Origin of the sequence: Streptomyces sp. NBC_00859 (assembly GCF_045161865.1) — a bacterium.
GTDB lineage: Bacteria > Actinomycetota > Actinomycetes > Streptomycetales > Streptomycetaceae > Streptomyces.
Window position 1 is genome coordinate 2,553,949 of record NZ_CP108826.1, and the last position, 12,667, is coordinate 2,566,615.

At 72.1% G+C, this 12,667-nt stretch carries 12 protein-coding genes; 4 read left to right on the top strand and 8 right to left on the bottom strand.

Annotated features, from left to right (window positions below; translation table 11 throughout):
• Window positions 1-89: 89 nt before the first annotated feature.
• Window positions 90-1,997 (top strand): family 20 glycosylhydrolase, encoded by a 1,908-nt coding sequence (locus OG584_RS10705; protein WP_405777348.1) that lies wholly within the window; start codon window positions 90-92, stop codon window positions 1,995-1,997.
• Here the strand turns inward: OG584_RS10705 and def are convergent.
• From def to OG584_RS10745, 8 genes are all read right to left on the bottom strand, one after another.
• A complete protein-coding gene (def, locus tag OG584_RS10710) occupies window positions 1,973-2,602 on the bottom strand; it encodes a peptide deformylase (protein ID WP_405777350.1) in 630 nt (209 codons plus the stop codon). The genes OG584_RS10705 and def overlap by 25 nt on opposite strands.
• 76 nt (window positions 2,603-2,678) lie before the next feature.
• Window positions 2,679-3,662 carry a tetratricopeptide repeat protein gene (locus OG584_RS10715; RefSeq protein WP_405777352.1) on the bottom strand — a complete coding sequence of 328 codons (984 nt, stop codon included), beginning with the start codon at window positions 3,660-3,662 and terminating at the stop codon, window positions 2,679-2,681.
• A 154-nt stretch (window positions 3,663-3,816) separates the two neighbouring features.
• Complete coding sequence (locus tag OG584_RS10720) at window positions 3,817-5,100, bottom strand: HD-GYP domain-containing protein (RefSeq protein WP_405777353.1); 1,284 nt, start codon at window positions 5,098-5,100, stop codon at window positions 3,817-3,819.
• A complete protein-coding gene (locus tag OG584_RS10725) occupies window positions 5,097-6,440 on the bottom strand; it encodes an HD-GYP domain-containing protein (protein ID WP_405777355.1) in 1,344 nt (447 codons plus the stop codon). The genes OG584_RS10720 and OG584_RS10725 overlap by 4 nt, the downstream gene beginning before the upstream one ends.
• A 231-nt stretch (window positions 6,441-6,671) precedes the next feature.
• Window positions 6,672-6,986 (bottom strand): mycothiol system anti-sigma-R factor, encoded by a 315-nt coding sequence (gene rsrA, locus OG584_RS10730; protein ID WP_405777357.1) that lies wholly within the window; start codon window positions 6,984-6,986, stop codon window positions 6,672-6,674.
• Window positions 6,983-7,639, bottom strand: a complete 657-nt coding sequence (locus OG584_RS10735; RefSeq protein WP_328536786.1) for a sigma-70 family RNA polymerase sigma factor — start codon at window positions 7,637-7,639, stop codon at window positions 6,983-6,985. The genes rsrA and OG584_RS10735 overlap by 4 nt, the downstream gene beginning before the upstream one ends.
• 245 nt (window positions 7,640-7,884) lie before the next feature.
• Window positions 7,885-8,538, bottom strand: a complete 654-nt coding sequence (locus OG584_RS10740; protein WP_405783993.1) for an alpha/beta family hydrolase — start codon at window positions 8,536-8,538, stop codon at window positions 7,885-7,887.
• A 13-nt stretch (window positions 8,539-8,551) separates the two neighbouring features.
• On the bottom strand, window positions 8,552-9,373 hold the full coding sequence (locus OG584_RS10745) for an SOS response-associated peptidase (protein WP_405777359.1): 822 nt from the start codon (window positions 9,371-9,373) through the stop codon (window positions 8,552-8,554).
• A gap of 57 nt (window positions 9,374-9,430) precedes the next feature.
• Between OG584_RS10745 and OG584_RS10750 the strand changes: the two genes are divergently transcribed.
• The 3 genes from OG584_RS10750 to rsgA all read left to right on the top strand — a co-directional run bounded on the left by OG584_RS10750 (window position 9,431) and on the right by rsgA (window position 12,560).
• Window positions 9,431-10,117, top strand: a complete 687-nt coding sequence (locus OG584_RS10750) for a M50 family metallopeptidase (RefSeq protein WP_405777361.1) — start codon at window positions 9,431-9,433, stop codon at window positions 10,115-10,117.
• A gap of 87 nt (window positions 10,118-10,204) precedes the next feature.
• Window positions 10,205-11,545: a 3-phosphoshikimate 1-carboxyvinyltransferase gene (gene aroA, locus OG584_RS10755; protein WP_405777363.1), complete on the top strand. Its 1,341-nt coding sequence runs from the start codon at window positions 10,205-10,207 to the stop codon at window positions 11,543-11,545.
• 4 nt (window positions 11,546-11,549) lie between these two features.
• Window positions 11,550-12,560: a ribosome small subunit-dependent GTPase A gene (gene rsgA / locus OG584_RS10760; RefSeq protein ID WP_405777365.1), complete on the top strand. Its 1,011-nt coding sequence runs from the start codon at window positions 11,550-11,552 to the stop codon at window positions 12,558-12,560.
• Window positions 12,561-12,667 lie beyond the last annotated feature (107 nt).

The window sequence follows — 12,667 nt, forward strand, 5'->3', positions numbered from 1 at the left end:
CACGATGGACTCCTGTCCATGGACATGCCATTGCGGCACCGTAAAGGTCGGGGCACCAGCCCTACGGAAGGACGTGGACGATCATGTGGATGGCAAGTCGGCATACCGCGGCCGCGGCCATGGCGGCGGTAGCCGCGCTGTGCGCCGCGGTGCTGCCCGCACAGAGTGCGGCAGCCGGGGAAACGTCCGGCGGCGCGCCGCCGGAGGTGCTGCCCGCACTGAGCGAGTGGCACGGTGAAGCAGGCCGGTTCACGCTGACCGGCAGCGCGCGCATCGTCCTGCAGGGGACGGACCGCCGCACGGACAGCGACGCCGCACGCTTCAGCGGCGAGCTGACGGGCCACCACCGGCTCACCCGCGGCGGGGCCAGGAACGGCGATGTCGTACTGGCCGAACAGCCCTCCCTCAAAGCCCGGCTGGGGAACGAGGGGTACCGGATCTCGGTGGGCGAGCGGGTGACCGTCACAGCCGCGACCTCCACCGGTGTCTTCCACGGCACCCGGACTGTGCTCCAGCTGCTGAACGACGACAGCCGGGCGGCCCGTGGGTCCGCCACCGACATCCCCGCGTACCGCGAACGGGGTGTCGGCGTCTGCGCCTGCTACATCCACGTATCCCTCCCGTGGTTCGAGCGGCTGATGAAGGACATGGCGTCGCAGAAGCTCAACCAGCTGTGGATCGAGGCCAAGGTCAGGAGCGACGTCGACCCGAAGACCGCTTTCTGGGGCTACTACACCAAGGCCGAGGTCCGGCGGCTGGCCGCGCTGGCCGCGAAGTACCACATCGAGCTGGTCCCCGAGATCAACTCCCCCGGCCACATGGACCCGTACCTCAAGAACCACCCGGAGCTCCAGCTCAAGGACAAGAACGGAGTGCCGTCCCCTACCCGGCTGGACATATCCAAGCCGGCGGCGCTGACGTACTACACCTCACTGGTCGACGAGGCGCTGAAGGCGTGGGGCGCCAGGCAGTGGCACATGGGCGCGGACGAGTACATGATCGGCTCCGCGTACCCCGACTACCCGCAGCTGCAGACCGAGGCGGTGCAGCGGTTCGGCGCGAGTGCGACCCCGGACGATCTCTTCACCGACTTCATCAACCGGGTCAACACCCATGTGAAGGCGGGTGGGCACCCGCTGCGCATCTGGAACGACGGGCTGACCGGAAAGAACTCGGTCGTACCGCTGGACCGTGACGTCACCGTGGAGCACTGGACCAGCGGTGGCACCATGGAGACGCCGTCCCGGCTCATCGCCGAGGGGCGTCCCGTGATGAACTCCGCGTACTCGCTCTATCTCGTACGCGGCGGCTACACGACGCAGACCCAGCGGCTGTACGACAGCGGCTGGACCCCCCTGGAGTTCGAGGGCCAGACCCTTGCGTCGAAGCCCGCGAACCTGACCGGCGCGAAGATCTCCCTCTGGCCGGACAGTGCGGCGGCCGAGACCGAGAACGAGGTCGAGGCCAAGACGTTCATGCCGCTGCGCTTCATCGCGCAGGCCACCTGGGGCGGGCCGAAGCCGAGCCCGGCATACGCCGGTTTCGAGGCACTGGCGAAGAAGATCGGGCACGCTCCGGGCTGGTCGGACACCGACCGTACGCCGGTCGCCGACGGCACCTACCGGCTGACGGCCGGGGACCACAAGGCCCTTGCCCCGGCTGCCGGTTCGGACGTGGTGTTCGGCAAGGACGCCTCAGCGGCCTGGACGCTCAAGGCCACCGCCGACGGGTACTACACCCTGGAGTCGGCCGCCACCGGCCAGTGTCTGGAGGACAACCGGGGCGAGCTGCACACCGGGGCACCGCTCGACGTGGGCTCGGAGATCTCGGTGAACACGTGCTCGGCGGACTCACGCACCCAGCGCTGGCAGCTGGAGCGCACGGCCGGCGGCCTGCTGGTCCGCAACGCCATCTCCCAGCTCGCCATCGGCGAACGGGCGTCGGACGGCGCCGCGGTCCAGGCGCTGCGGGGTCAGACGTTCGCGACGGTCTCGTAGCGCGGCGTGCCCTCTTCCATCTGCCGGAGCGCGTCCTTGCGGTCGCGCTTCGACAGACGGTCGATGTACAGCGAGCCGTACAGGTGGTCCGTCTCGTGCTGGAGGCAGCGGGCGAAGTAGCCGGTGCCGCGCACCTTGACCGGGTTGCCCTCGGCGTCCTGTCCCGTGACCTCCGCGTAGTCCGGGCGGGCCAGCTCGGCGTAGGCGGTCGGCACGGAGAGGCAGCCCTCGTTGGACTCGTCGAGGTGGCGGCGCTCCGCCGGGGTCTCCGTGAGCACCGGGTTGCAGACGGCTCCGACGTGGCGGTTGCCGTCGTCGTCGAGGCAGTCGTAGACGAAGACCTTGAGGTCGACACCGATCTGGTTCGCGGCCAGGCCCACGCCCTCGGCGGCCTTCTGGCTGGCGAACATGTCGTCGATCAGCCGGCCGAGCTCGGCGTCGAACGACGTGACGTTCTTGCACTCCCGGTGGAGCACGGGATTGCCCACGACGGTGATGGGACGGGCGGTGCCGCGGGCCCGGTGGGCCTCCTCGCGCTCCTCGCAGTCCTCGGTGTCCACGACGAAACCGTCATTGACCTGCTGGTCCGTCTGCTGCTGCGACATGTCCGCCGTACGCCTTCCTCAAAAACCCGGATCTATCCCGTACAGCCTATCGGGCCGCCCGGCTACGGGGCGCGGCTCAGCAGACCTCTTCGAGGTCCCGCCACGCGCGGCTGTCCGGGCTGTCGGAGACCCAGCCGTCGAGCAGTCCGCGCACCAGTCCCGCCGGGGCCGCTATGCCGCATTCGCGCTCGGCGACCCAGAGCCCGCCCGCCGTGCGGTGGCCGAGCGGGCCGGGGTGGCCGGGCTCACTGTGGTCGTGCGGGTCGGGGGGCTGCTCGCCCTCTCCCTCGTCGCTCTCCATCTGCGACTCGGAGCAGGCACGGCAGAGCAGCCGCACGGATGACGACCAGTCCTCGGCGGCGAATCCTGCGTCGGCCGCCAGCTGCTCAAGGGCGTCGCGGTCGGCCTCGGTCGCCGCTTCGAGCAGGACCACCCAGGTCGGCACGGGCGAGGGCGCCCACAGCTCGATCTCGTCGAAGACGGGGTAGGAGGGGCCGGCGGCGGTGACGCGCTCGCCGTGCGGGACACCGTCGTGCAGCACGACCTCGCCCCAGCGCCTGCCGGAGGACGGCAGCGGGATGGAGAGCACCTCGATCCGGGCCGGGTCGAGACGGCGGCCCCAGACGACCTCGGCCTCCCCCTCGGGGGAGAGCCGCACGGCGGCGGAGCCGAGATTCATCCCGGCGGGCTCGCCGCTGGCCACGGGCTCACCGGGCACCCGCAGCCCGTACGCCTGCCAGGCCCGGCGGGCCAGCGGCCAGTCCTGCAGCGCGGTGGCCGCGATCCCCACGTTCCACCAGTCGGGGGCGCCGGCCCCGCGGTCAAGGAGGGCCACGGCGCGCAGCCCGGCGGTCCGTGCCCGGTCCCAGTCGTGCCGGAACTTGTGCAGCAGGGCCAGATTGAACCAGGACTCGGACAGCCACGGTTCGAGATCGGCCGCGCGGGTCAGCAGCGCTCCCGCGTCGTCGTACCGACCGTCGCCGATCAGCGTGAACGCGCGGTCCGTGGCCTGCCGCCAGGATGCGGAGGGCCGATGCCGTACCTTCCCGAAGATCCTCACGATTCCCGCCTGCCGGTCGCTGAAAAAGTCTCTGCTTCCCGGGCTCCGGTTCCCCAGGACACCCTCTCCTGGCATCCAACCATGCCCAGTCGGAGCGGCGCTCATTACCCACTGGTTACCCGCTCCGGGGCCCGGATTCCGCGCCGGGCCACCGTCAGGTGACGCTGCCCCGGGAGAGCACACGGGCCAGGGATTCCACGACTTCGGGCTGGTAGTCGTGGCCGGTCCCCAGGCGCAGCCGCTCCAGTGCGCCCAGCGGCCCGCCCGCACCCCTCACCTCTTCGTTTTCCCCCGCCAGATCCTCGTACGCATTGACGGCCCGGACAATCCGGGCGGTGAGCGGCTGCTCGCGGTACGGATCCGCCTGGCGCTCCACGATCACCGCGACTTTCGCGTCGACGCCGGTCTGGCGGACCACGGCGCCGCCCAGGAGTGCGATTCTGCGCTGTTCTCCGGGGGCCAGGGGCGCCGTGGCGCCGCCGGGGACCGGGTCGACGAGCGAGAGCTGGCCGATGTCGTGCATCAGAGCGGCGTACTCCAGGACGGTCAGCACCGGTTCGGACAGCCCCAGCTCCCGGCCGACGGCCCGGCTGAGCGCGGCGACCCTGAGGGCGTGGCCCTGCGGCGTGTACCCGGCGATCTCGGTGGCCCTGGCCAGTGAGGTGATGGTCTGGCGGTAGGTCGCGCGTACCAGGGCATGACGGCGCAGCGAGAGCTGGGTGAGCAGCAGCGGTACGCAGAAGACGGGCAGCGCCCACAGGCCGGCGACGGCGACGCCCAGCGCCATCACGGCTCCGGTCGCGCAGACTGCCGAGCCGATGCCGGCGAGCGCGCGCAGTTCGTCGCCGAGCAGCGGGCCGATGGGGACTCCCCTGCTCGTGCGCGACCGGGAGCCCGGGGACTGCCGGCGGGTGCGTGAGTGGGTCATCGCCGCTGCCAGGACGGCGTCGCAGAGGGCGGTCAGGCCGAGCAGGAGCAGCAGCACGACGGTGTACGACGGCCCGTGGACCGCCCAGGACGCCGCCCGGCCCGAGCCGCACAGGGGCTGGAAGCAGGCGGCGGCGAAGGTGACCGTGAGCACCCGGCGGGCCATGTGGTCCGCGGTGGGGCCGCGTCCGCGCGCGACATGCGGCGCGGCACCCGCGAGCGCTCCCGCGACAGCGACGGCCACGACCTGGGGGACGCCGTGGACGGTGGGGCGGCCGCCGACCTGGGCGAGCAGCGCGTAGGCGAGGGCTCCGGCCGCGCCGAGCGGGGCGGGTTCCCGCTCGCTGCCGGGGCCGGTGCGGCGGGTGAGTTCGCCCGCCGCCACCAGCAGCCCGAAGGCGAGGGCGGTGTCCGCGTCGTCGACGCCGTGCCACAGGGTCCAGCCGAGCGCGGCCACGGCGACCAGGGCGGCGGCCACATGGACGGGGCTCACGGGCGTACGGGCGCTCACGCGGGGTGCTCCTGGTCGGCGGGCGGGCCGGGCGCCGCGGCGCGTGCGGGCGGGACCGCGCCCGGTGGGCGGGCGTCCGGTTCGTCCGCGGTGACGGCCGGGCGCCAGCCGTGCCGGGCGAGTGCCCTGACGAACGCCTGGACCATCAGCGGGTCGAACTGCGATCCCGCGCAGCGCACCAGCTCCCGCAGAGCCGCGTCGACGGGTCTGGCCCTGCGGTAGGAGCGGGTGGACGTCATGGCGTCGAAGGCGTCCGCGATGGCGACGACCCGGGCGAACTCGGGAATCTGCTGCCCGGAGAGTCCGTACGGGTAACCGGAGCCGTCGAGCCGCTCGTGGTGGTGGAGGATGGCGGCCCTGGCCTCGCCGAGGAAGCCGATGCCGCGGACCATCTCGTGCCCGTACTCGGGGTGCAGCTCGATGACGCGCCGCTCGTCGGGCGTGAGCGGCCCGTCCTTCCTGAGGAGTCTGGTGGGCACCCCGAGCTTTCCCACGTCGTGCAGGATCCCGGCGAAGCGCAGCGCCTCCAGCCGGTCACCGTCCATGCCCAGCTCCCCGGCGATCATCGCCGATGCCCGGCCGACGCGTTCGCTGTGGCCGCGGGTGTACTGGTCCTTGATGTCGACGGCCTGGACCAGGGCCCTGATGGTCGCCTGGTGGGCGGCCCGCTCCCGGTGGTACTGAGCGAAGACCCAGCCGGAGATGTACATGGGCAGGAGCACGGAGAGGGCCGCGGGCGGCCCGAAGGGGCTGCGCCACAGGACGGCCATCATGAGTCCGGCGAGCCCGTGAGCGGTGTGCGGGGCGATGGAGCGCAGCAGCGCGTCACGTGCGGTGCGTGCGGGCCGGCGCTCGGCGGCGGCCCGCACGATGCCGTCCAGCACCGCCAGGACCAGGCAGAAGGCCAGGGCTGCGGCGAGGGCCGGCAGCAGTGCGTACGGGAAGTCGGGGGGCCGGTGGAGCCCGCCGAGGAGCGCCGGGACCTCGGCGGCGGCCCGTACGGCGATTGCCGACTGCACCGCGTGCCAGACGCGCCGGGCCCCGTACGGAGAGTGCTCGGCGCTGCCGAGCAGCGCTCCTGGCACGGCGGCGAGCGATGCGGCGGCGGGCGGCAGGAGCAGGGCGGCGGCCAGGAGTACGGCGAAGAACGGTCCGCTCCCCTGCGGTCTGCGGGCGAGCAGCTCGCACCCGGCGTACACCGCGGCGAGCAGGGCGGCCTCCGCCCAGGGCGTGGCGGGGTCCGTGACCGCGGGCAGCACGCAGCCGGCGGCGCCCAGGACCGCACAGCCCAGGACCGCGCGGAGGAGGCAGGCCCGGACCGTCGGCGGCAGTGCCCGCATGGCGGCCTCCTCCTCCGGGATCCGTACGGCGCCGGTGGCCGTCCAGGTTGGGGAGAATAAGCGCGGGCGGGCTGCTCCGGGGCCGCATCGGCGGATCGGCAGCCCATCGGGTGACAGTCCGGGGCGCAAACCGGGCACGGTCCGCGGAACACGACGAGACCGCGGCGTGGGCGCCGCGGTCTCGGGTGTGTGGTGAGGGTATGGCGGACGGCCGCGCCGTCCGGCACGGGGTCACTCCTTGGCGGCCGCCGACCGGTCGGTGACCGTGATGTCCTGGTCGGGCACTGTCTGGCCGGAGCGGATCAGGTCGATGCGCCCCATGACCTTGGACCGGAGGTCCGCCGGTACGTCGTCACTGCCGCAGCAGCGCTTCACCAGCTTCTTGACGGCCTGTTCGAGGCCGTACTTCTCCAGGCACGGGGAGCACTCCTCGAAGTGCACCTCGAACTTGGTGCAGTCGTTGTCCGGCATCTCGTGGTCGAGGAACTCGTAGAGATGGTCCAGGACCTCTGAGCAGTCCGTTTCGTGCGGCTCTCCGCAGCTCATGAGTCCGAACCTTTCGCTTCGTTCGACTCTCCGGCGCCCGCGGGGACCAGCCCGCGGTCGCGTGCGTAGTCCTCGAGCATGCCGCGCAGCTGACGGCGGCCCCGGTGCAGCCGGGACATGACCGTCCCGATGGGTGTCCCCATGATGTCTGCGATCTCCTTGTAGGCAAAGCCCTCTACATCGGCGAGATACACCGCGATGCGGAACTCCTCCGGGATCGCCTGGAGCGCGGACTTCACGTCCGAGTCGGGCAGGTGGTCCAGCGCCTGCGACTCGGCGGAACGCAGACCGGTGGACATGTGCGACTCGGCGCGTGCGAGCTGCCAGTCCTCGATCTCCTCGGCGGCACTGCGCTGGGGCTCACGCTGCTTCTTGCGGTACGAGTTGATGAACGTGTTCGTGAGGATGCGGTACATCCACGCCTTGAGGTTGGTCCCCTCGCGGAACTGGTGGAACGAGCCGTACGCCTTCGCGTAGGTCTCCTGCACCAGGTCCTCGGCATCGGCCGGATTGCGCGTCATGCGCAGCGCGGCCGAGTACATCTGGTCGAGGTAGCCGAGGGCATCCCGCTCGAAGCGCGCGTTGCGCTCCGCGGCCGTCTCTTCCGCATGGCCGTCTTCGGTCCCTGTGTCGGTCCCAGTGACCGGACCCACCTCCTCCAACGCCGTGGTGGACCCGAATGCGGACCCACTCGAATCGGAGGATAGACGACGATCCGGTCCGCCCGCCGCCCGGGAAGGACCGCTCGGTGTTGCCGAGAGCACGGTCCACTCCAGGTCAGCGGCGTGCGGGCGACGCGGGCAGATGGTCGAACCCATGCGACGGACTCCCTCTCCACGAACAAGCTTCTGGGTACTGGTCTCCAGCACCGATGTTCCCCACAACAGCACTCCGGGACTCAGCATTCCCGCAGCCGCACGGCCCACCCGGCCACGGCGTCCGTGATGACCTTCAGCGCCTGCTCCTGGCCGGTCGCCGCCCGCTTCGGTACGGCGAAGCCGTGGTCGGCGTCCGCCACCTCCACCAGTTCGAAGCCCCCTGCGGTGAACTCGGCGGCGTCCGGGAACTCGGCCGGTCTGCCGAACGGATCCCTGCCGCCCTGGACGACCAGGGTGCCGGTCCCGGTCCCGGTCAGCTCCTTCTTCCGGGACTTCTCCGGCTTCCCCGGCGGATGCAGCGGGAAGCTCAGCGCCAGCACGCCGCGGGCGCCCAGCTCACCGGCTGTCCGGCAGGCCACCCGCGCCCCGGCGCTGCGACCGCCCGCGACCACCGGCAGTCCGGGTCTGCACAGCGCGGGCCAGACCGCGCGCCACCCGGTGTCCAGGGTCTTCGGGGCGGGCGCGACCTTCCGGCCCGCCACCCGCCAGGGCTGCTCCACCAGCGCGACGCCCACGCCCAGCGGTGGCAGCGCGGCGGCCAGCGCCTGCAGGTCGCGCGCCTCGATTCCGCCGCCCGCGCCGTGGCCCAGGGCGACCACGAGATGCGGGCGGGCGGCGGGGTGCCAGGTGATGCGGGCTTCACCTGCGGGGGTGTCGACACTCTCCACGATCATGCTCTGAGTCACATCAGAAGAGTGTGCCCTCCTCGGGGCCCTCCAGTGCGGTCAGCAGCTCCGGGCCGTTGTTGCGGACATTGCTGACCGCAGTCGACACCGGGTACGCCCGTACGAGTCCGGCGGGCGGCGGCTCCAGCAGCGGGACAAGGCGCGCCGGGTCCGTGTCCGCCGGATCCAGCCAGGCGTCCCAGCGGTCCGGAGTCAGCATCAGCGGCATCCGGGGATGGATGGCGGCCAGCGACTCCGGGCCGCCGTCACCGGCCGCCTGTCCGGCGAGCGGGGTGGTCTCCGCCTCGGTCGTGACGATCGTGCAGGTCGCCCACCAGGCCTGCGGGTGGTCACCGGGCAGCGAGGGGTCCCGCCAGAACTCGTACAGCCCGGCGAAGGCCATCACGGAACCGTCCGCCGGTGTCACGAACCAGGGCTGCTTGCGTGCCCGCTTCTTCTTGCCCTCGACCTCCAGCTGCCGCTCGTCCGGCTCGGTCATCCACTCGTAGTAGCCGTCGGCGGGGACGATGCAGCGGCGCGCTGTGAAGGCGCGGCGGAACGACGGCTTCTCCTGCACGGTCTCGGCCCGAGCGTTGATCATCCGGGCCGCGCCCTCGGGTGATTTCGCCCACGACGGTACGAGCCCCCACCTCAGATTCCGCAGCTGACGAACCGGACGGCGCGATGCGGCGTCCTTCAGGGGACGCTCCAGTACGACCTGGACCGACTTCGTCGGCGCCACGTTCCAGTCGGGGACCACCGTCTCCGCTGGGTCCCACTTCTCCGCCCCGAAGACCCCTGCGAGATCCTCGGGTCCACGACTCGCCGCAAACCGTCCGCACATGTTTGCCAGACTGCCACGACCGTCAACTCCCCCGACCTCCGAGGAGCCCTCGCCCCCATGGACCGCGTCTTCGGCACCCAGTCCGACCCCGACCAGTGGCTGGTGATCGTCACCGGTGCCGTCGCGCTGCTGGCGGTCCTCCCGCACCGCATATGGCGGCTCACCCGCAACGCCGTCACCATCGCCCACGAGGGCGGCCACGGGCTGATCGCCCTGCTCACCGGACGCAGGCTGGACGGCATCAGGCTGCACTCCGACACCAGCGGCCTCACCGTCAGCCGCGGCAAGCCGTCCGGCATCGGCATGGTCCTCACGGCGGGCGCCGGCTACACCGCCCCGCCGCTGCTCGGTCTCGGCGGGGCCTGGCTGCTCGCGGCCGACCACATCACGCTCTTCCTCTGGGCCGCCTGCGTCCTGCTCCTCGCGATGCTCGTGATGATCCGCAACGCGTACGGGGCGCTCACCGTGATCGTCACGGGCGCCGCCTTCGTCCTGATCTCCTGGCTGACCAGCTCCGAGGTCCAGGCGGCGTTCGCGTACACGGCTGTCTGGTTCCTGCTGATCGGCGGGGTGCGCCCGGCCTTCGAGCTGCAGCGCAAGCGGGTGCGCGGCCACGCGGGCGATTCGGACGCCGATCAGCTCGGCCGGCTCACGCATGTCCCGCCGACGGTCTGGCTGCTGCTCTTCCACGTCGTCTCGCTCTGTGCGCTCATCGGCGGCGGCCGCTGGCTCCTCGGCCTGTGAGCCGGGCAGGTGGGAGCGGGTCCCGTGAGACGGGGCCCGTGAGACGGGCGGCGCCCCGGCCCCCCTGCCATCAGTAAAGTGAGGGCCATGACCGAAAGTTCCGTGCACACCGCTCACTGGCCCGCCCCGTACGCGTCCGGAGCCGTCGACGCGACGGTGACCGTGCCCGGATCGAAGTCGGTCACCAACCGCGGTCTCGTGCTGGCCGCCCTCGCCGCCGAGCCGGGCTGGCTGCGCCGCCCGCTGCGCTCCCGCGACACCCTCCTGATGGCCGACGCCCTGCGGGCCCTGGGTGTCCGTATCGAGGAGACCGTGTCGTCCAGCTCCGCCGCGGTCGGGGCGACGAGCGGCACCGGCGAGGCCTGGCGGGTGATCCCCGCGGGGCTGCACGGCCCGGCCACCATCGACGTCGGCAACGCCGGTACGGTCATGCGCTTCCTGCCCCCGGTCGCCGCGCTCGCCGACGGCCCCGTCCGCTTCGACGGCGACCCCAGGTCGTACGAACGCCCGCTGCACGGCGTCATCGAGGCGCTGCGCGCGCTGGGCACCCGCATCGACGACGACGGGCGAGGGGCGCTGCCGCTGACGGTGCACGGCGGCGGGGCGCTCGACGGCGGGAGCGTCGAGGTCGACGCGTCGTCCTCGTCCCAGTTCATCTCGGCGCTGCTGCTCTCCGCGCCGCGTTTCAACCAGGGCGTCCAGCTGCGGCACACCGGTGCCACGCTGCCGTCGCTGCCGCACATCCGGATGACCGTGGACATGCTGCGGGCGGTCGGCGCGCAGGTGGACGAGCCGGAGACCGGCGGCGAGCCGAACGTCTGGCGGGTCTCCCCCAGCGCCCTGCTCGGCCGGGACCTGACCGTCGAACCCGACCTCTCCAACGCCCAGCCGTTCCTCGCGGCCGCCCTGGTCACCGGCGGCCGGGTCACCATTCCCGACTGGCCCGCGCGGACCACCCAGCCGGGGGACGCACTGCGGGAGATCTTCACCGGGATGGGTGGCGGCTGCGCCCTGACCGAGCACGGTCTGGAGTTCACCGGGACCGGCCGGATCCACGGCATCGACGTGGATCTGAGCGAGGTCGGCGAGCTCACCCCGGGCATCGCGGCCGTCGCCGCCCTGGCCGATTCGCCGTCCACGCTGCGCGGTGTCGCGCACCTGCGCCTGCACGAGACGGACCGGCTGGCCGCGCTGACCGCGGAGATCAACGGGCTCGGGGGCGATGTCAGCGAGACCGCCGACGGACTCCGGATCCGCCCCCGCCCGCTGCACGGCGGCGTCTTCCACACGTACGACGACCACCGCATGGCCACGGCCGGCTCGGTCATCGGGCTCGCCGTCGAAGGCGTCCGGATCGAGAATGTGGCCACCACCGCCAAAACACTCCCCGACTTCACTGAGATGTGGACCGAAATGCTCAAGGCCTGACGCGATGCGCCGATACGGCAAGAACCCCGACGAGGACGACATCCGCGTCCGCCCCAACCCCAAGGGCAACCGCCCCCGTACGAACATCCGCCCCAAGCACGAGGAAGCCGCCGAGGGCATGGTCCTCACGGTCGACAGGGGCCGGCTCACGTGCCTGGTCGACGGCCGCGCGGTGACCGCGATGAAGGCCCGCGAGCTGGGCCGCAAGGCCGCCGTCGTGGGCGACCAGGTCATGATCGTCGGGGATCTCTCCGGCGCCAAGGACACCCTGGCGCGCATCGTGCGCATCCAGCCGCGGAAGTCGGTGCTGCGCCGCACGGCCGACGACGACGACCCGTTCGAGCGGGTGGTCGTCGCCAACGCCGACCAGCTGGCGATCGTCACCGCCCTCGCCGACCCCGAACCGCGCCCGCGCATGATCGACCGCTGTCTGGTGGCCGCGTACGACGGCGGGCTCTCCCCGCTGCTCGTCCTCACCAAGTCCGATCTGGCATCGCCGGACGAACTGCTCGCCTCGTACGGGGCACTCGACATCCCGTACGTCGTCACCAGCCGCGAGGAGCTGGCGAAGGGGGAGGCCGCGGACCGGGTCAGGGACTTCCTGAACGACAAGGTCACCGCGTTCGTCGGACACTCGGGCGTCGGCAAGACGACTCTGGTGAACGCGCTGGTTCCGCAGGACCGGCGACGCAGCACCGGCCATGTCAACGCGGTCACCGGCCGGGGCCGGCACACCACGACCTCGGCCCTGGCGCTCCCGCTTCCGGACGATCGCGGCTGGGTCGTCGACACCCCGGGCGTGCGCTCCTTCGGGCTGCACCATGTGGACCCCTCACGTGTCATCCTCGCGTTCCCCGATCTGGTGCCGGGGACCGAGGAGTGCCCGCGCGGCTGCAGCCACGACGAGCCGGAGTGCGCCCTGGACGCCTGGGTGGCCGACGGACACGCCGACCCGGCGCGGCTCGACTCGCTGCGCCGGCTGCTGGCCACGCGGGAGCGGCGCGAGGGCGACTGATCCACCGGTTTGCCGCCCGGCCGTCCCGGCTGAATGCATAATCGCTCCCAGTGCGGCCGAGCGAGCCCGGCATGATCCGAACGACAGGCCCTATGGGGAGGCACTGA

Excerpts from the sequence above, each read along its gene's own strand:
- OG584_RS10705 (WP_405777348.1), top strand. The coding sequence starts at position 90 with ATGGCAAGTCGGCATACCGCGGCCGCGGCCATGGCGGCGGTAGCCGCG.
- def (WP_405777350.1), bottom strand. The coding sequence starts at position 2,602 with ATGTCGCAGCAGCAGACGGACCAGCAGGTCAATGACGGTTTCGTCGTG.
- OG584_RS10725 (WP_405777355.1), bottom strand. The coding sequence starts at position 6,440 with ATGCGGGCACTGCCGCCGACGGTCCGGGCCTGCCTCCTCCGCGCGGTC.
- rsrA (WP_405777357.1), bottom strand. The coding sequence starts at position 6,986 with ATGAGCTGCGGAGAGCCGCACGAAACGGACTGCTCAGAGGTCCTGGAC.
- OG584_RS10740 (WP_405783993.1), bottom strand. The coding sequence starts at position 8,538 with ATGATCGTGGAGAGTGTCGACACCCCCGCAGGTGAAGCCCGCATCACC.
- OG584_RS10745 (WP_405777359.1), bottom strand. The coding sequence starts at position 9,373 with ATGTGCGGACGGTTTGCGGCGAGTCGTGGACCCGAGGATCTCGCAGGG.
- OG584_RS10750 (WP_405777361.1), top strand. The coding sequence starts at position 9,431 with ATGGACCGCGTCTTCGGCACCCAGTCCGACCCCGACCAGTGGCTGGTG.
- aroA (WP_405777363.1), top strand. The coding sequence starts at position 10,205 with ATGACCGAAAGTTCCGTGCACACCGCTCACTGGCCCGCCCCGTACGCG.
- rsgA (WP_405777365.1), top strand. The coding sequence starts at position 11,550 with ATGCGCCGATACGGCAAGAACCCCGACGAGGACGACATCCGCGTCCGC.